We start from the raw sequence: 18,531 nt of genomic DNA on the forward strand, positions 1-18,531 counted from the left end.
TACCAATGATGTTTGCGAAGAATGAAGGCGCTACTCCTCGCCGTGGAGACGTTTCCCCTATCGACCGGGTTCCTAAAACATGGACGCTCGCCATCGATCTAGGATCTTCAAATACTGCTGCAGCGATAAGACACGGAACGGCTGAACCCACCGAGCTCCGACTCGACTCCTCATCCACGCGAATTCCATCGGCAGTGTATCTCGGCCGGTCAGCAACATATGTCGGACGACAAGCAATCGAGCATGCCCAGTATTCTCCTGAGAATTTCTTCTTGTCTCCTAAGCGTCTTTTACTTGAGGAGCACTCGTCGAGAGATGAAGAGGTTCTTGGCGCGTTAGCCGCTTTGTACCGCGAAGTGTACACAAAAGCCATGGGGTCCTGCGGTCCGCAGCCACCAGAAACAGTAATTCTCACGCACCCCCATACCGTCTCAACTTCTTTTACGGAGGCATTACGGACAGCGGCAATCCGAGGAGGAATACCTGCAGAGTTAATCCGACTTGTTACGGAACCCGTCGCTGCCGCCCAGTTTTATGCCCGGACAAATGAGTTACCTCCAGCTCTTCTAGTCGTGGACGTTGGAGGAGGGACCACAGATACCTCACTAATAAAACCTTCCTCGGCCGGCGTACCCCAAGTCGCCAACAGCATGGGCGATCATCGCCTAGGCGGGCGGTCTTTTGACCAAAACTTGATACGAGATTTGGCCGATGATTATGCGGACCGCTTTTCGTTACCACTCGACGATAATGATCATATTGCCCGGATCTTAGCTTCAGAATCGATATATCCCAGGGTGATTAATCTCCGGGAGCAACTTTCGTTCGCGGAAGACCAGAAATTTGAGTTTATTCAGCCCCCCTTTGAAGAATCACTTTCACTCACTTATTCCAGAGAACGTCTGACGGAAATCCTGCGCGATGACATCGCCAGAATTAATGAGCTAGCCAAACGCACGGCAACTGTAGCCACTCAAACCAGCAATAACTTGCCAGACGAACGCATTCATTGTTTTCTTACTGGAGGAGCTGCTTTCACTCCAGCGCTCCGCGAAGCTCTTGGGAAATGGACGCAAGTTAGCCCTATCAACACACCGTTCAATGCCGTAAGTAAAGGAGCTCTTCTACCTCCTAGGAACGCTAGCGATGTTTCTCAAGACCTCGAACGTTCAACTACTACCAGTGCAGAGAGTGGGGTTGGCTCATCCTGGCGCCCCCAGGCGTTGACGAGACACACCAATGCTAGCCAACGGAAAGGAACTGTTCCCCGCCAAATCATGACGTTCGTCACTGTATTTATTCTGGGTGCATTAGTTACTGCATTGGCAATTCATCGAACACAGCACGGGGATCAGGATCACGAACGCACCGAGCAGAATACCAGCCAAAACACAAGCCAGTTCAACCCCGATACCATAACTCCAGTTAAAATTCCCGACGACTCACCAATAATCGCCGGGTCAAAACTCGTGTGCAACAAGCTTCCCGGCCTTATTGCCGAACGTATCGATAACGCCAACAGCTTTTCAGGCGGAAATAACATAGATTCATCAAAATGCTCGTTTGAGGTAGGCGATCACCATTACGTGGAGATCACCGTAACACCTCTTTATGATTATTCTTTTGTCTCAGAACCAGTTGATATTGGACACCGGTCAGTGACAAAAACAGACAATATCCCAAACTGGTACTTAATTCCACACACCGATGATGGTTCATCTCCCGCTATTTGGTTTGCGAAAATCTCGGAACGCGGTTGGATCAATATTACTCCACAATCGGAACTCGAAAATCCCAAAGACGAAGAAGCCCTCCGCCAAAGCATTAACGTAGTCGATCAGATCATCAGAAAGGGTTAAGGCGTCCATCGGAAAGTGATCGAAAGTAATTCACCGTCTATTCCTAAACACTTTCCTGCGCGACAATAATCTTTTTGACAATATTTCTCGCCCGGTGAATTCTACTTTTCACCGTTTGAATGCTTACTGCCTGCTGGATTGCAATTTCTTTATAGCTCATCTGGGCATACTCCCTAAGTATGAGCGCCTCACGGAAATCGGGGGAAAGCTGCCCCAAGGCATCATGAACGACCTGCCGGGCGCTCACTACCTCCCCAGTATCAGACTCATTCGTAGGAAGATCTGCTCCGACATCTTCAACCGCAAATTCACGGCGCCGACTTAGTTTATTTTTAGCAATATTCGAAGCGATGCTATAGAGCCATGTGGAAAATCGAGATTTTCCACGAAAGGTATCGATATTTTGCCATGCGACTGCAATAGCATCTTCTAAAATATCTTCTGCATCATAGTGATTATTTCCGTATGCCAAGCACACACGCCAAACCTTGCCGCGTGCATCTTTGAGGAGCTCCATAAAGGCGTGCTCGTCTTTCCGCTTGGCTAATTCAACTAATTCGCGTTCCCTGGACAGCTCAATCACAGCGATGCACCACCATCGGAATCGTAACCCGCGTCGATATCGTCGTCATCGAAATCGTGATCCGCGTCATCATAATTATGATCACCATAACTATGGTCATCGAAGTCATGATGGCTATCTGCTAAATAATCCGGGTCATACGTATCAGAAGCGTGTTCCCCTTCAGAAGAATCGGGATCATCTAATGCGTCATAGAGCCCTGCGTCGTCGTCGACATCATCATCCAGGTAATCATCGTCTTGATTTGGGAGAACGCTAGTGTCAGCTGGAGGACGAAACTCAGACATAGCGCTCTCAACGATCCTGTTAAAAACGTCGTCACTGAGGTCCTCGTCAAACACAGAGAGAAGATCTCTCCAAGTTTCAAAGGACTCACCGGAATCTCCTTCTAAGCCCTCGAAAGGTGAAGCCATACTCGATCTCCTGAACTGCTTCGGCAAGACGAAGTGCGTAGAAAAAACTAATCAGGTATAAAATATTATCGCTTTTTTCAGTTTTGCGCACGTTCTCCACAATCGGGGGAGGATACGAGATTCGTTTACAGAATCCCGCATAGCCCCTCACTCCCCGACAGCTTCGGCGGCAATCTCCTCAACCTCATCGGCTGTATCCGGCCGATCGAACTCAAACCCGTCCAAGCTCAGCACCCGCGCAGCAACGCGTACTGAGGACACCAACCAAACGCCATCGGCCGCTTTGAGGTCGTCAAGCGTGAGACGTCGCTCCTCACACTCCCATCCACACTCACGCGCAATTCCGAACATCGACGCTTGCGTCGTACCAGCAAGGATCCCCGCATCGGTTTTCGGCGTCATCATGCGGCGATCAGACACCGCGATCACGGTGGACGTCGGCCCCTCCAGTACGGCACCGTCGTCGGAAATGAAAATGACGTCGTCAAAGTCATGCTCATGGGCATAGCGCAAGGCAGCCATATTCGCTGCGTATGAGAGGGTTTTCGCGCCAATCAAGGCCCATGGTGATCGCTCCGACAAATCCAAGCGGAACCCTCGCTCCGCGGACATCACCTTCACACCATCGCGACGGCCACGCTCGACCTCCTCCGACATCGGCGCCACCGTAATCCAACCCGTCGGCCGCCCCGTCGACTCGCGTCCACGAGACAACACCCACCTCAGACCACAATCACGATCCGCTAGCTCCGGGTATTGCTTCTTCCACTCCTCCACAGCCAAATCCGTGGCGCGACCCCACAAATCCAGGTCCGGCTCCGGTAACCCCAACATGGCAGCAGAACGACGGAACCGCTTCGCATGCCGGTCCAGATTTCGGACACTTCCACCCCGGAGCATGAGCGTCTCGAAAATACCGTCGCCACGAACCGCGGCGAGGTCGTCGGCAAATAACAGCGGCTGAGACGAATCGTGGACTCGGGGCTCACGCCCGACCGAATCCAAACCTGCGTGCAACACAGAGACAACGAGCAGAGGGTTCGTACCCGGCGACTGGGGCGACAACGGTGGAAGCACAGATGAAGCAGAAGACATATCCGTATTGTATGACGCCCCTGGGACATAACTGTGGCGAAACGTTTCATGATAACCACCACATTCCCGGCTACACTGGCACTCGTGGCCACCCGCGAAACTTCGAACACCAGCAAGACCCCCGGAGAAGCGCCCGCTCCCACGACGTATCAGAGCCCTCTTCTCGACGCCATCGACGGGGCCGCCGACGCGCCCGACGGCCACCAACAACACGGTGTGGCCTGGCATTATGGAAATCCTCTTGGTGAACAACGCGCATTTGAGCGATCTGCGGGGGCCGTTGACAGATCCCATCAGCGGGTGCTCCAGATCAGCGGGGCCGACACGTTAACGTGGCTGAACTCGCTAATCAGCCAGAAAATTGATGCGCTGGATCCTGGCTCGACCACCCACGGCCTGATCTTGGATGCTAAGGGGCACATCGAACACGCGTTCACTATCGTGCAGCCTCAAGAACCCTCGCCCACGCGCGCCGACGAGCCCAGTGTCTACCTGATCTCAGAACCAGACACTTTCGATGCTCTCCAGACGTATCTGACGCACATGGTCTTTTGGTCCGCAGTCAGTGTTCACGAGGTAGACGTTGCCCTCATCACCGTCATCGGCCCAGACGCGCCGACAATCATGGCACAAACCTTCGGGAGCCATCGCACTCCGGCCACGCCGGCAGCCACCACCCCGCCCGATACGCTTCCCGACGGAACAATCACATTCACCGATCCCCTCGTCGGCACGGAAGATTCTATCCATCTCTTGGTGCCCAGGCCTGCACTCACCGATGCTTTCACGGCGCTTATCAACGCCGGCGCGAAACCCGCCGGACTCATGGCCTACGAAGCAGAGCGCGTCAAAGCAGTCATACCGGAAGTACACGCTGACCTCGACGATCACACGGTGCCACACGAAATAGAAGCCTTTATCGGAACCCCCGCCAACGCACCGACCCAACGGGCAACCGTCGACGACGGGCCCACGACCTCCTATGTTCACCTGAACAAGGGGTGCTATCGCGGGCAAGAGACGGTGTCGCGGATACACAACCTCGGGCGACCGCCGCGGCTCCTGGTCAAACTCCAAGTCGACGGTTACTCAGCCCGCCGACCCGAACCAGGTGAGGCAATTACCTATGGGAAACGGAAGGTCGGCCGAATCGGAACCGTCGTTGACGACTGCGACGAAGGGCCTATCGCGCTGGGGCTCGTCAAGCGGAGCATCGTCGAAAAAGCAATCGCTGGTGGCGCAACCGGTGGGGCACCGTCTTCATCGGCCACACAAACGAACGCTCTGGAGGTCGACGGCACAACGCTCGCTATCGATCCCGACACCACTCACCTGGACGAGGCCCCCAAAGCCGGACGACAAGCCGTCGACAAGCTGCGCGGGAAAACGCCCTAACCTAGAAGCCCCTGAACCAACCACCCCACGCGCGCCGCTACACCAGACTCGCAGCGCCCCATGCCTTCACACTCCGGGCACCTACCCCGAATTTTTAGCCAATAAGGGCTCTGTGCGCTGCAATAACAGCGCAATTCGGCGACATCGCGTCCCCCTATGCAGAATTTTTCGTTCAGAACCGGTAGGGTATGGACAGGAAGAAACTATGAACTCGTCATGGGCCGGCGCAGGATTACCGCACCGGCCCGCTAACCCAAGGGGGTCAGACCATGGGTCGCGGCCGCGCCAAGGCAAAGCAAGCCAAGGTAGCACGTCAGTTGAAGTACAACTCACCTGAGATGGACCTCGAGCGCCTCCAGCGTGAACTGACCGGACAACGGGAAGAAGAAGAGTCCCACGACAAGTGGGATCGTTGGGCAGAAGACGAGCCCGACGAAGACGACTGGCGCTAACTATCACTGGGGGTGTCTTTCCTGGACACGTCCAGCACACCTCACCTCCAGAACAAACCGACGAAAACCTAGGCCAGCACGGCATAGCTGAGCTGGCCATTTTCGTATGCCCAGAGGGCAGGGCACGCTTCCCGCTAGGTACCCGACCTACGCCTGCGGGTGATCCCCGACCAGAACCGCGCGATCCTGCTCACCATTGCCGGCAATACGCACCCGGCCTAAGGTCCAACAATCCACATGGCGGGCTGTCAACAGTGCCTGGGCGCGATCGGCCTCATCCGCGCTCACCACGGCGACCATACCCACACCCATGTTGAACGTCTTCTCCAATTCCGCGTCAGATACAGAGCCCAGCTCCGCAATCAACCGGAAAATAGGATTCGGCGTCCACGATGCACGATCCATCTCCGCGACGAGCCCGTCGGGAATCACGCGCTTCATGTTTCCCACGAGTCCGCCACCGGTCACATGACAAAACGTGTGCGTCTCGCACTCCTGAATGAGTTCCACGCAATCCAACGCATAGATCCGCGTCGGTTCTAAAAGTTCCTCACCCAAGGGCCGGTCAAGCTCTTCGACGACTCCATCAAGCGGAAGGCCGGCGTCCTCGAGCAAAACCTTCCTAGCCAGTGAATATCCGTTGGAGTGAAGCCCCGACGATGCCATTCCAATAATGACATCACCATCCCGGACCTTATCGGGCCCCAACACATCCGCCGCCTCTACGACGCCCACACCGGTCGCGGAAATGTCGTACTCGCCAGGCTCCATCACGCCGGGATGCTCGGCGGTCTCGCCACCGAGCAACGCGCACCCCGCCATCTGACAGCCCTGAGCAATACCGCCGACGATCTGCGCCACGTGCTCCGGAATCACCTTGCCGATGGCGATGTAGTCCTGCAAAAACAGGGTTTCCGCACCGCACACCACAAGATCATCGACGACCATCGCCACGAGATCTTGGCCAATCGTGTCGTGCTTGTCCATCGCCTGAGCCACAGCGAGCTTCGTGCCGACGCCATCCGATGAGGCAGCCAACAGAGGCTCCTTATACTTCCCCAAGGCGAAAAGCCCGGCAAAACCACCGAGACCGCCACGAACCTCTGGCCTTGTCGCTTTCTTAGCTAATGGCGCAAAGAGCTCAACAGCCCTGTCCCCTGCCTCGATATCCACACCGGCTTGGGCATACGACGTCCCCTCGTGAGCCGGCGACGCGTCGTCGCTATTGCCTGTGCTGTCTACCTCATGAGCATTCATATTGTGTATATCGCTTCCTCGCTAAATAAATGTCGGTCTCACTAAAATTAATATAACCTTGGGCAATTAATCACGATTATCGTCACGACAACGCGATCAACATGAAACTAAAGGTGTCACACACATACACGGAGGGTTTCGACTGCCAGCACCACCGCTACCGTCACCGCCTAGCCCACCGCCGCTTGGCCAGAGCCCATCGCCCACTCAGAGTCCGCCCGGCGCGGTGTGTTCTTGCAGGTCACGCACCGCACCCGCCTTGCGGCCAATATCGGGTAACCCGAGTGGGTAATGGCCATCGAAGCAGGCGCAACACAGTTCCGATCTCTGCTGGCGTGACGCGGCCACCATGTTTTTCACCGACACGTAGGCCAGGGAATCCGCGCCGATCGAGGCACGCACTCCCTCCACGACATCGTCTGGATCAAAGTCATTAGCCACCAGTTCGTCGGGGGAAGCAAAGTCGATCCCATAAAAACATGGCCACTTCACCGGCGGAGAAGCAATGCGAACATGAATCTCGGCCGCTCCAGCGTCGCGAAGCATCTTCACCAAGGCGCGCTGGGTATTGCCTCGCACGATGGAATCGTCGACAACGATCAGCCTTTTTCCACGGATAACTTCGCGTAACGGGTTGAGCTTCAGGCGGATACCCAACTGACGGATGGTCTGCGAGGGCTCAATAAACGTGCGGCCCACATAGGCGTTTTTCGTCAGCCCCTCTCCGAAAGGAATGCCCGAACCTTGCGCATAACCAACGGCCGCCGGTGTCCCCGATGAAGGCACGGGGATCACCAAATCGCCCTCCACCGGAGCTTCCTCGGCGAGACGCCGGCCAATTTCCACACGTGTCGCATTGACTGCGCGGCCGCGGATTGACGAATCCGGGCGGGCCAAATACACATACTCGAACACGCACCCGCGGTGCTGCGCGCGGGCGAAATGGTGCGAATGCACGCCATCGTCGTCAATAATAAGGAATTCTCCCGGCTCGACCTCTCGGACGAAGCGAGCACCGACGATATCCAGGGCACAAGTTTCCGACGCCACAACCCAGCCGCGTTCCAGGCGACCCAGGCAGAGGGGGCGCACACCGTGGGGATCGCGAGCGGCGTAGAGCTTTTCGCCATCGGTGAATGTCAGACAGAAGGCGCCACGAAGACGGGGAAGAAGCTCCTGAGCCGACTGGACCAACGAGGTGTCCTCATCGTGGTAGTACGCGAGCAACGCGCACATGACGTCGGAGTCGGTCGGGTCTGACGCGGGGTCAATCAAGCCATATGCTGCCGCTTCCCGACGCAACTCGCCCTGATTGATGAGGTTTCCGTTATGTCCGAGGGCGACGTCGCCACCGCTGCGCGCCGTGCGGAACATGGGTTGGGCATGCTCCCAACGGACACCGCCAGCCGTGGAATATCGCGTGTGGCCGATGGCCACATGGCCTCTGAGGGCCGACAAGGTGGGCTCGTCGAAAACTTGCGATACCAAGCCGAGATCTTTGAAGACCAGAATTTGCTGCCCATCTCCGACACCGATCCCCGCTGCTTCTTGTCCCCGGTGTTGCAGAGCGTACAAACCGTAATAGGTGAGCTTTGCCGTCTCTTCCCCTGGCGCGTAGACCCCGAAAACGCCACATTCTTCGCGCGGCTCGGTTTCACCGCGATCATCAAGGTTGATTGGTGCGAATCCCCCACTAGGTACACCGGAATCGGCCTCCCAGGGCCTGGTCGTGAACGGCTCGCTCGAGGTGGGGGCATCGGCCTCTACACACCACGGATCTACACAATCAGTGCGCGACACGCCTCCCACTGTAATAACAATTGCTGGTTTTCCCAACTAAATCCCAACTCAATCGCCACGATGCGGAGTGCAAAGGCGCGTGGGGCCGCGAGATTGCAAGATACGGATGGAGAAACGGAGTTGCGTGGGGCGTAACCGCGGGAAAGTTCCGCCGGCAACAGGCTTTATCCGACCACTACCGGACCTGAGGCAACCAGCGCGAGACCTCCGCCGCACGAGAACCTGAGAATTCCACCTCGGAACTGCAACTCTCCCACTCCACAATCCCCAGTGCGAGCTGAATCCACGTGAGGCCGTCGGTTTCCACCACATTGGGCGGAGTTCCCCTAGTATGCCGTGGCCCCTCGATGCACTGCACAGCAGCAAATGGAGGAACACGAACTTCCACGCTATGTCCCGGCGCGTCAGCCTCTAACGCTTTTAGGCTCGCGCGGACCGCTCGGGCAATCACACTCCGAGGAGGGCGTTCTACGTTCTGTGGATCCGTCGCCCAGGGCCTTACCTGTTCCAGGTCCGCCACTAGTTGCTGCGCATCAATTCTCTTAGTCACGCACTAACTGTACTGCCAACCCTTACAATGCAAGAGTTACGTAGTTCACTGCCCGATTGTTCGCTCCCCGTTTTTGCGGGATACACATAAACATCGAAGCATCGACGAAGGAAACCATGACAACTAAGGACACACAACACACCACTGACACCGAAGAACGTGGAAAGACTGCCGAGAAGCCCCACGCGACTGGCCGACGCAACAATAGCGTCACACTGCGGTTCCTTGCAGCCCCCAACGACATCCTGCTCGCGGGTGCGATGGGCGTCCACGGTGGGCGCGTTCTCGAGTGGATCGACAAAGCTGCCTACGCGTGCGCTGTCGGGTGGTCCGGAGCCTACTGCGTCACGGCATACGTCGGGCACATCCACTTCACCCGCCCGATACCATCCGGGCATCTCGTCGAGGTGAAATCCACCATCGCCTACACAGGGCGATCGTCGATGCACATTGTCAACGAAGTCTATTCCGCCGACCCGCGTGACGGCTCGTTTAGCCGCGCCTGCGACTGCCTGGTCATCTTCGTCGCTTTGGACGAGCACGGAAAATCCATACCCGTCCCCACCTGGACACCCACCACAGAGGAAGAGATCCGAGTTCGGGACGCCGCCCTCTCCCGCGTCGATCTCCGCAAAGCTATCGAAGAGGAGATGCTGAAACAAACATATACCGACAATTCGACGGCCCCTGAGCTGGTCACCCGCTTTATGGCTAAACCACAAGATGTCAACTGGGGTGGCAAAGTCCACGGCGGCACCGCCATGGCATGGATCGACGAAGCAGCCACCGCCTGCACAATGGAATTCGCTGGGCATCGCACTGTCGCGGTCTATGCGGGAGGAATCCGGTTCTATCGGCCGATCCAGATCGGCGACCTTATTGAAGCCGACGCCCGAATCATCCGCACCGATACGCGTTCCATGCAAACTAGTGTTCACGTTTATGCTGGCGACCCGCGGGAAGGCCGCAGCGGGATGAAACTAGCGATCCACGCCTCAGCCGCTTATATGGGAATCGATGAGGACGGTAACCCACTGACTGCACGCCACTTCACTCCCACCACGGAAGAAGATAAGCGCCTGGCCGAACACGCAGAAACACTCCGTAATCTGCGCGCCGAGTACTCCCCCCACCCGCTCGTGCCGCACAATCCGATATCACGACGGATTCAATAACGCGTTCAATAACACCCGAGGAAGAAATTCGGGGTTGTGACGGCGTCGATTCGCTAAAACCAGGGCAGCCCCGGGGCGCCGGCAGGGGCGCCTGAAGCGGCCCCAGAGTGCCCATCTCAAATGCCTGCAATCACTGAGCTTTATGAGCTCTTCTCTTGAGTGAGGTCATAAACGGTCACACCGTCGATGGAAGTAGCAGTGAAGTGTTCCTTCACCCACGACGTGATCTCATTGTTCCCACCAGGTGCACCGCCCTGACCGGAATCAGCAATGAAGAAGTGAATCTTTTTCTCCGATACCAATTTCTTAAACTGATCCAACGTAGGAGCATCATCACTACCGCTGAAACCACCGATAGGCATAACGTCCGTATCAGTAGCCAACTGGTAGCTGGCTGCACCTTGCGAACCAATCGTCGCCGCGGACCACTTATACTTACCGGAATCTTCTTTCAGCTTGTTTTTCAGAGTCTCACTGACAGTCATCTGACCCGGACCACCCGGTGACGACGCTCCACCCTGCTTACCAGCTGAAGCCGATGACCCACCTGATCCATTCGGCGAACCTGATCCATTCGGCGAACCGCCCGGCATACCGTTAGTTGACTTATCCGTCGTCGTGCCAGCACCGCCAGGTCCACCAGGCATGCCCTGACCATTGCCACCGTTCGGTGGAGTTCCGCCGCCATTCGGAGCAGTACCGCCACGGCTACCGTTCTGACCATTACTGGGCGCCTGGCCAGGCGAGGAAGCACCATCTTGGCCGTTGGCACCGGATTGTCCATCGGAACCTTGTCCATCGGAACCTTGTCCGTCGGCGCCACCTTGGCCGCCGGGACCGCCACCACCTGGGCCTCCCATGCCGGAATCAGATTTCGGCCCAGCTGCGACGACCGAACCGGTATTTGCGTGAGCGATGGTGTACGCACTGTACGCACTCGGCCCCGCAAGCATCGCGGCTGCGACAATACCGACGACGCCCACTCGGAACGACGAAGCACGTGTGGAAAGCGTCGAAGACGCGGATCCATCAGCGTGCCGACGAGCTCCTACCGTGGACACCCACGGCAAAGCGAACCATCCCGCTGCACCGATGACCGCGGCGACGAGAATAGCCCACGGTAACCACGTCGGGAATGAATCGGACGCACGACGAAGGACACCGAATCCCGTCACACCGGACGCGAGGATAGCGACGGCGCTCACAGCACGAACCCACAGGCGATCACGGTGCTGCCATGCATCGGCAGCGCCCATGCCGACCAGTCCAGCCATCGGAGGAACCATAGCCACGGTGTAGTACTGGTGCATCGTGCCCTCCATGAAGCTGAATGTCCCGGCACACATGAGCAGCCAGACGCCGAGCCCGATGTACAGGCCGCGCTTCGTATTTTTTAGCGGTGCTCGCCCGCACAGGACTATCCCCATCACGAGGGCGATCAGCGCTGCAATGAATAGCCACGTAGCTTGGCCACCTAACTGTTGGTTAAACAGGCGGAGGATGCTCGGTTCACCAGAGAACGTCGGGCCACCGTGGCCACCACCTCCCGGGGATCCGCCTTGCGGCATGTTTGCCATCTGCCCAGAGTTCCCAGCCTGAGCCATGCCGTTACTGGCAGCAGAGGCTGCGCCCTGAGCAGCGTCGGAACCAGAACTGACCCCTTGGCCGGCGCCATCGGGACCACCACCTGCGCCACCGCCGGGGGCACTGCCGTTGCCGCTGAGCCGGCTGAATCCGTTATATCCGAGCGTCAATTCCCAAATAGAGTTATTGGTCGAGCCACCGATATAGGGCCGTGACGATGATGGCCACACAGCCACTGCCACGATGTACCAGCCAGCGGAGACGACCATGGCGGCCACAGTGGCAAGGCTTTGCCCCAGCTTGACCTTCCAGGAACGCTGGGAAACCACCGCTAAGAGGACGACGAGCGCAGGAATGATCAACAAAACTTCGCCCTGCTTAGCCAAGAAGCCGAGACCGACGAAGACGCCGGTTAACACAGCCCAGCGCCATTTACCGCTCTCCACGCAGCGCATGGCCGCCCAAACAGAACATGTCATGAGGAGGACGAGCATCGCGTCGGGGTTATTGAAGCGGAACATCAGCACCGCGACTGGGGTGGTGGCCAGCACGATCCCCGACACAAAGCCCGCTGTCGACCCGGCATAGCGACGGACCGTAGCCCACAGGACGGCAACGGAACCCACACCAAGAAGGGCGTATGGCACCAGGACGGACCAAGAATTTAACCCAAAAATCTTGATGGCTAATGCCGAAGGCCACAAAGATAGTGGAGTTTTATCCACGGTAATTGTGTTACCCCAGTCCGATGAACCGAAAAGAAATGCGGTCCAATTCTTCGACCCAGCTTGGCTAGCAGCAGCATAAAAGTCATTGCCATAGCTGTTGTTATCCAGTTCCCACACGAAAAGAAATGCTGAGCCTATTACTAAGGCTATGAATCCAGCCAACTCTTTTCCGCGCGGGAAGCCCTGAACCTCGGAACGAATCCCCGACTTTTTGTTTCTATCTTGTGTTTTCGGACCCTGCGGAACGCTGGCGTGATGCTGTCTGTGATTTTTTGTCTCACTATGACTGCCACCAGCTCCTTTCACCATACTCATCGTCATTTCATTCTCCTCATTCTCACCACATCATTTCCACACCATCTGCACACTTCATCAGGTTTCATGTGAATTTCCTTATTCTTTAATCCAGCGGGTCATTACACGGTCTTTTCGTGAACCCAACAACTTCCTAGGAATCCGATTGAACGCACCCTGCAATGGATATTTTCCTGTCGTATATGTCTGCCATTTTGCTTCCGTTAACACGTGGTTTACCTTCCGCTGCCGATGCGACGTCGGTGTCGGAATGAATAGAAGTACGCACGTAAAGCAACAAAACGGATGACTGTGGCGACGACGTTGGCCACTGTCAAGACGATCAACTCTGTCGTTGCCGAGGCATCAGGATTCACCCACGACAAGCCCACGAGGGATAACGACGTGACCAACCAACACACAACAAAAATAAACAAACCGCTCAGCTGATCTTTGGCCACGTTTTTTCGGCCAGATATGCCAAAGGTGAATGCCCTATTGGCAGCAGTATTTAGAACTGCAGTGATCAGAAGGCAAAGAAAATTGTTTACTTGTGCAGGCAAAAACGCCGAGAAAGCCAAGTAGAGAACGGCATACGCTACCGTCGAGGCGATTCCGACAATGCCGAATCGCCAGACATGCCTAAAAAACTTTGCTTGGGATCCGGCCGACCCGTCACCCCCTCCAACACCGGGGGCTCAGATGCTCTCGAAGAGCGGCGGAATGAATCGAGATTAATCCGATGAGACGCAATATTTCGTCTCACTCTCCACATTCCGCGTAAATCCTGTAATGCAGTTTCGACGACATTAACGCGCGAATCAGGGTCATCGGTCCAATCTACGGGGACCTCATGAATCCGGTACCCAGCTTTTTCTGCGAGGAGCAACACTTCGGTATCAAAGAACCAATTCGGGTCTTCAACATGAGGCAGAATGGCGCGGGCAACGTCGGTACGCATTGCTTTAAAACCACACTGGGCGTCAGAAAAGTGTGCTGACATCATGAGACGAAGCATGTGGTTATATGTCCGCGAGATAAACTCACGTTTTGAACCACGAACAACGTTGGCTGAGCGAGCTAACCGTGAACCAATAGCAATATCGGAATGGTCAGAAACCAAAGGCGCTAATAACGGAAGCAAAGCATGCAAATCGGTTGAGAGATCTACATCCATATAAGCCACAACATCACATTGCGACTCCAACCACACCTTCTTCAGCATCCGCCCTCGGCCTTTTTGGTCCAAGTGAACCCGACGAACCGACGGCAGCTGGCGCTCCAACTCCCCCGCAACAATCCACGTGTTATCAATGGACGCATTATCAGCAATCGTGACCATCGTCGTGAATGGCACCAGGCTCGACAGGCTCTTTACCAAGTGAGTGACGGACGTGGGCAAGGACGTCGCCTCGTTGTACACGGGAATGACGATCTCCACTGTGGTCTGGCGCGGATCTGTTGGGTTATAGGACCCAGCTTTCCCCTGAGCTGAGTCACCCGGCGCGGCGAGTGCGGTCTCCTGTGCGATGGTGGACACTCGGAAGTCAGCTGAGTTCTCCGACATGGCACGGGAATTCAACGTGGACACAGCGGGGTGGGTTTCGCCAACGGAGACTCCCCCGGCGACGGCACGGGGTTGAGATGGCTGTGCCGTCGGTGCGAAGGAGCCAGTCTCGATACTCGGATTCTTGGACTTACTGGTATACAGCGCATGAAATGTCATGGCTTATACTCAAGTATTCTCCGCTGGGAGGTTTGGAAAAATAACCTTCAGAATATCTGTCACGGAAAACTTAGATATTCTTCCCAGAAAAAGTGAAATATCCTATTCCACCACAGAATTCGCACCCGCTGCGTGAGCAAAGAGCTTAGGTAATGTGCTTGTCCAGGCCTCTCTTAATTCTGTCACGGGAAGCGTGATCTCATCCGCACGATCAGCGCTTACCTTAACCCTCACCTGGGCGGACGTTTCCTGTGAAGATCCACATGCGAGTGATGTCACGGAACCTAATCGCACCACAGGAATGCCACAGCGTTTTGCAAGGGAAACTAGTTTATCGCCATCTCCACGGGCGCAAGCGACCACAACTCGGTTGGCTGATTCCGAAAACAGCGCGACACAGGGATCCGCGTGGACGTTGGTGACATCCACGTCCATGCCAACGCCAGAAATCATCGCCAATTCGGCCAAGGCCTGGGCGAGTCCTCCTTCGGAGAGGTCGTGCGCGGCAGTGACGACCCGCGGAGTATCGGGATCTGCTTGGCCGCAGAAGAAATCAGCCAACGCCGACGTCGCTGCCAAATCAACCTGCGGGGGAAGTCCCGACAAGGCATTGTGCTCAACCTGCTGCCAGATGGAACCACCCAGCTCATCATGGGTCTCGCCCAGGAGATACAGCTCTTCGAACTGGTCATTGGATGACGTTAACGACTCATCGCCGGTACCCGATTCGCTCTCCAGGAAGGCCGAGCGTTCCGTCATCAAGCCCCCTAGGAGGTGGTTGATGTGGTGATCCACCGAGGTCACGACGCCCGCAACACCAACGAGTGGCGTCGGCAAGATCGCCTCCGAACCTGTCTGATTGTAGAACGACACGTTGCCGCCCGACACGGGAATACCCAGCTCACGAGCACCATCGGCGAGGCCATGCACAGCCTCACGGAACTGCCACATCACGGCGGGGTCCTCCGGTGAACCAAAGTTCAGGCAGTTAGTCACGGCCACGGGACGAGCGCCCGTCACAACAACATTGCGGTAGGCCTCCGCCAAGGCCAAGCGGGCCCCCATGTTCGGGTCGAGCTTCGTGTACCGCCCCGACGCGTCCGCCGATACAGCGACACCGCGGCCTGTTGTTTCATCGATACGCAGGACTCCAGCGTCGGCGTTCTGAGCCTCCACTGTGTTACCCATGACGTACCGGTCGTACTGTTCGGTGATGAACGCGCGCGAACACAACGCGGGGGAAGCAATCATGCGCAGCCACGTGTCGCGCAATTCGTCGGCACCCTGAGGACGAGCAAACCCCTTCGCCTCTACACCCGGTTCTTGCAGCTCATCTTGCCAATCGGGGCGCTCATAGGGACGGTCGTACACGGGGCCCTGATGTGCAATCGTATGCGCCGGTGCATCCACCACAACCTGGCCATGATGACGAATAACCAGGTGATCACCATCCGTGACCTCACCGATCTCCGCGCAGCTCACATCCCAATGGGCACAGATCTCCCGGAAACGATCAACATTCTCCGGAGTCACGACGGCACACATACGTTCCTGGGACTCCGATGAAAGGATCTCGGCCGCGGTCATGTGCTCCGCACGCAGCGGCACCGCGTCGAGGTTGACCTCCATGCCGCCATCCCCTGCAGCAGCCAGCTCAGAAGTGGCGCAGGATAATCCCGCACCACCCAAGTCCTGAATCCCCACGACAATCCCGGCGTGGTACAAATCCAAGCAACATTCGATGAGGACCTTTTCGGCAAACGGATCACCCACCTGAACTGACGGCAACTTCCGCTCGGCACCATCTTCAAAAGTGTCTGATGCTAAGACGGACACTCCACCAATGCCATCCAATCCCGTTCGGGAACCAAAGAGCATCACTTTGTTCCCCTTACCAGAGGCGAAGGCCAGTTTGAGATCATCCACTTTCAGCGTCCCAATACACAGAGCGTTCACCAAGGGATTTCCGGCATAGGACTCGTCGAACACGGTTTCACCACCAATATTCGGCAAGCCCAGGCAGTTACCATAACCGCCCACACCGTCAACCACGCCGGGAAGGACGCGCTGGGTGTCCGCCGCATCGGCGGGACCGAAACGCAGCTGATCCATGACGGCAATCGGACGGGCACCCATGGCCATAATGTCGCGAACAATTCCGCCGACACCCGTGGCTGCACCCTGATGCGGCTCAACATATGAGGGGTGATTATGGGATTCCACGCGGAAGGTGACCGCGTTACCGTCGCCAATGTCAATCACACCGGCGTTTTCGCCAATACCGGCCAGAATTTTCGACGACATTTCCTTTGTCATCGTTTCGCCAAAGTAACGAAGATGCACTTTGGAGGACTTATATGAACAGTGCTCCGACCACATGACGGAATACATTGCTAATTCCGCATCGGTGGGCCGCCGGCCTAAAATATCTTTAATTCGAGCGTATTCGTCGTCCTTTAAGCCCAATGACGCATAGGGCTGCGACGCATCTGGCTCTGCCAGTGCGGCGGCAACCGTGTCATTGACCTGAGCAGCCGTAAAACTTTCAACCGCATTATCAGCCTCTGCGTCGGTGCGCGCACTTTCTGTGGACGTCGGCATCTGGTCATCCTCGGTAGTTATGTCAGTCTTATTCGTTTGGTTCACCATCACTTACACTCCCACCGAATCAAGAACCGAATGAATCAAACCTAACCCATCCGTTGAGGGGCCAGTCAGCAATTCCACCGCGTGCTCCGGGTGCGGCATGAGCCCCACGACACGACCGTCGGCACTGGAAACCCCGGCAATTGCATTCACCGAGCCATTAAAATTATCGGTGTACCGAAAGACGACGCGACCTTCATCTTCCAACTGCGAAATCGTGTCCGCGGGCGCTTGAAAGCGGCCCTCACCATGCTTAGCTGGCACCAGAATCTTCTGGCCTTGGGTGAACCCGGCAGTCCACGGAGTGGACGTGCGTTCCACCTGCAAATACGTGTCCACACAATGAAAATGCAGGCCCTTATTCCTGGTTAATGCTCCTGGAAGAAGGCCTGCCTCTTGCAAAATTTGGAACCCGTTGCAAATACCTAGTACGGGGAGCCCCTGGTGGGCTCGACGCACGACCTCACCCATCACAGGCGCCAAGCTTGCCAAAGCGCCCGCTCGGAGATAATCCCCGTACGAAAAACCGCCCGGCACGATCACAGCATCGACGCCTTTCAGATCAGCGTCGGCATGCCATAAACGGACCACCTCGGCGCCGCCCAAGCGGGCAGCGCGCGCAGCATCGCCGTCGTCAAGGGTGCCGGGAAATGTCACCACACCAATACGTGGCATTAGTGAGCCCCCTCATTCGCGCTGGTTGAAGTGACGGGGGTGGCAGCTGAATCGTCGACACGCTCGGTAACAACGTCATAATCCTCAATGACGGTATTGGCCAATAGCGTCGATGCCAACCGGTCCAGCTCCTCATCCGATACTGAACCGTCGACATCAAGTTCAAACCGCTTGCCTTGGCGGACGTCGCGAACCCCATTCACCCCGATTCGCCCCAACGCGCGCAGAACCGCTTGCCCCTGCGGATCCAAAATCTCAGTCTTCGGCATGACATTGACAACAACTCGAGCCACAGTGGC

16 protein-coding genes are annotated in these 18,531 nt (G+C 56.5%); 4 read left to right on the forward strand and 12 right to left on the reverse strand.

The features are described 5' to 3' along the window. Positions 1-5 precede the first annotated feature (5 nt). The gene (locus KCQ76_RS09200) at positions 6-1,859 is read left to right on the forward strand and encodes an Hsp70 family protein (protein WP_082089955.1); all 1,854 of its coding nucleotides are present in this window, start codon (positions 6-8) and stop codon (positions 1,857-1,859) included. Between the two features lie 43 nt (positions 1,860-1,902). Here KCQ76_RS09200 and KCQ76_RS09205 read toward each other — a convergent pair whose 3' ends face one another. The 3 genes from KCQ76_RS09205 to KCQ76_RS09215 form a co-directional block, all read right to left on the reverse strand. After that, a complete protein-coding gene (locus tag KCQ76_RS09205) occupies positions 1,903-2,442 on the reverse strand; it encodes an RNA polymerase sigma factor (protein WP_052722399.1) in 540 nt (179 codons plus the stop codon). Further along, positions 2,439-2,855: a hypothetical protein gene (locus tag KCQ76_RS09210; protein ID WP_052722398.1), complete on the reverse strand. Its 417-nt coding sequence runs from the start codon at positions 2,853-2,855 to the stop codon at positions 2,439-2,441. The genes KCQ76_RS09205 and KCQ76_RS09210 overlap by 4 nt, the downstream gene beginning before the upstream one ends. Before the next feature lie 147 nt (positions 2,856-3,002). Beyond that, a complete protein-coding gene (locus tag KCQ76_RS09215) occupies positions 3,003-3,950 on the reverse strand; it encodes an aminodeoxychorismate lyase (protein WP_241864883.1) in 948 nt (315 codons plus the stop codon). A gap of 84 nt (positions 3,951-4,034) precedes the next feature. On the opposite strand from KCQ76_RS09215, the gene ygfZ reads away from it, so the two are divergent. Next, positions 4,035-5,345, forward strand: coding sequence for a CAF17-like 4Fe-4S cluster assembly/insertion protein YgfZ (gene ygfZ, locus KCQ76_RS09220; RefSeq protein ID WP_231725411.1), 1,311 nt, complete (start codon positions 4,035-4,037; stop codon positions 5,343-5,345). Between the two features lie 269 nt (positions 5,346-5,614). Beyond that, positions 5,615-5,797: a DUF3073 domain-containing protein gene (locus KCQ76_RS09225; RefSeq protein WP_046202021.1), complete on the forward strand. Its 183-nt coding sequence runs from the start codon at positions 5,615-5,617 to the stop codon at positions 5,795-5,797. A 147-nt stretch (positions 5,798-5,944) separates the two neighbouring features. Here the strand turns inward: KCQ76_RS09225 and purM are convergent, their stop codons facing one another. The 3 genes from purM to KCQ76_RS09240 form a co-directional block, all read right to left on the reverse strand. Further along, complete coding sequence (gene purM / locus KCQ76_RS09230) at positions 5,945-7,054, reverse strand: phosphoribosylformylglycinamidine cyclo-ligase (RefSeq protein ID WP_082089953.1); 1,110 nt, start codon at positions 7,052-7,054, stop codon at positions 5,945-5,947. Positions 7,055-7,261: 207 nt separating this feature from the next. Beyond that, complete coding sequence (gene purF, locus KCQ76_RS09235; protein WP_373369133.1) at positions 7,262-8,875, reverse strand: amidophosphoribosyltransferase; 1,614 nt, start codon at positions 8,873-8,875, stop codon at positions 7,262-7,264. 154 nt (positions 8,876-9,029) lie between these two features. Continuing rightward, positions 9,030-9,404, reverse strand: a complete 375-nt coding sequence (locus KCQ76_RS09240) for a sterol carrier family protein (protein WP_082089951.1) — start codon at positions 9,402-9,404, stop codon at positions 9,030-9,032. A 116-nt stretch (positions 9,405-9,520) separates the two neighbouring features. Between KCQ76_RS09240 and KCQ76_RS09245 the strand changes: the two genes are divergently transcribed. Beyond that, a complete protein-coding gene (locus tag KCQ76_RS09245; protein ID WP_046202020.1) occupies positions 9,521-10,579 on the forward strand; it encodes an acyl-CoA thioesterase in 1,059 nt (352 codons plus the stop codon). A gap of 140 nt (positions 10,580-10,719) precedes the next feature. Here KCQ76_RS09245 and KCQ76_RS09250 read toward each other — a convergent pair whose 3' ends face one another. From KCQ76_RS09250 to purS, 6 genes are all read right to left on the reverse strand, one after another. Beyond that, positions 10,720-13,206: an ArnT family glycosyltransferase gene (locus KCQ76_RS09250; protein WP_160296108.1), complete on the reverse strand. Its 2,487-nt coding sequence runs from the start codon at positions 13,204-13,206 to the stop codon at positions 10,720-10,722. A 215-nt stretch (positions 13,207-13,421) separates the two neighbouring features. Next, positions 13,422-13,766 (reverse strand): GtrA domain-containing protein, encoded by a 345-nt coding sequence (locus KCQ76_RS11190; protein ID WP_373369132.1) that lies wholly within the window; start codon positions 13,764-13,766, stop codon positions 13,422-13,424. Positions 13,767-13,783: 17 nt separating this feature from the next. After that, complete coding sequence (locus tag KCQ76_RS11195; protein WP_102215099.1) at positions 13,784-14,911, reverse strand: glycosyltransferase; 1,128 nt, start codon at positions 14,909-14,911, stop codon at positions 13,784-13,786. 102 nt (positions 14,912-15,013) lie between these two features. Further along, entirely contained in the window at positions 15,014-17,413 is a 2,400-nt protein-coding gene (gene purL / locus KCQ76_RS09260) for a phosphoribosylformylglycinamidine synthase subunit PurL (protein ID WP_046202165.1), read from the reverse strand. Between the two features lie 150 nt (positions 17,414-17,563). Then, complete coding sequence (gene purQ, locus KCQ76_RS09265; protein ID WP_046202019.1) at positions 17,564-18,232, reverse strand: phosphoribosylformylglycinamidine synthase subunit PurQ; 669 nt, start codon at positions 18,230-18,232, stop codon at positions 17,564-17,566. Then, positions 18,232-18,525: a phosphoribosylformylglycinamidine synthase subunit PurS gene (gene purS, locus KCQ76_RS09270; protein WP_046202018.1), complete on the reverse strand. Its 294-nt coding sequence runs from the start codon at positions 18,523-18,525 to the stop codon at positions 18,232-18,234. The genes purQ and purS overlap by 1 nt, the downstream gene beginning before the upstream one ends. Positions 18,526-18,531: the final 6 nt, after the last annotated feature.

The sequence above is a fragment of the Corynebacterium parakroppenstedtii genome, from assembly GCF_019754935.1.
GTDB lineage: Bacteria > Actinomycetota > Actinomycetes > Mycobacteriales > Mycobacteriaceae > Corynebacterium > Corynebacterium parakroppenstedtii.

Coding starts and splice junctions, on each gene's coding strand:
- KCQ76_RS09200 (WP_082089955.1), top strand. CDS start 6: ATGATGTTTGCGAAGAATGAAGGCGCTACTCCTCGCCGTGGAGACGTT.
- KCQ76_RS09210 (WP_052722398.1), bottom strand. CDS start 2,855: ATGGCTTCACCTTTCGAGGGCTTAGAAGGAGATTCCGGTGAGTCCTTT.
- KCQ76_RS09215 (WP_241864883.1), bottom strand. CDS start 3,950: ATGTCTTCTGCTTCATCTGTGCTTCCACCGTTGTCGCCCCAGTCGCCG.
- KCQ76_RS09225 (WP_046202021.1), top strand. CDS start 5,615: ATGGGTCGCGGCCGCGCCAAGGCAAAGCAAGCCAAGGTAGCACGTCAG.
- purM (WP_082089953.1), bottom strand. CDS start 7,054: ATGAATGCTCATGAGGTAGACAGCACAGGCAATAGCGACGACGCGTCG.
- KCQ76_RS09245 (WP_046202020.1), top strand. CDS start 9,521: ATGACAACTAAGGACACACAACACACCACTGACACCGAAGAACGTGGA.
- KCQ76_RS09250 (WP_160296108.1), bottom strand. CDS start 13,206: ATGAGTATGGTGAAAGGAGCTGGTGGCAGTCATAGTGAGACAAAAAAT.
- KCQ76_RS11195 (WP_102215099.1), bottom strand. CDS start 14,911: ATGACATTTCATGCGCTGTATACCAGTAAGTCCAAGAATCCGAGTATC.
- purQ (WP_046202019.1), bottom strand. CDS start 18,232: ATGCCACGTATTGGTGTGGTGACATTTCCCGGCACCCTTGACGACGGC.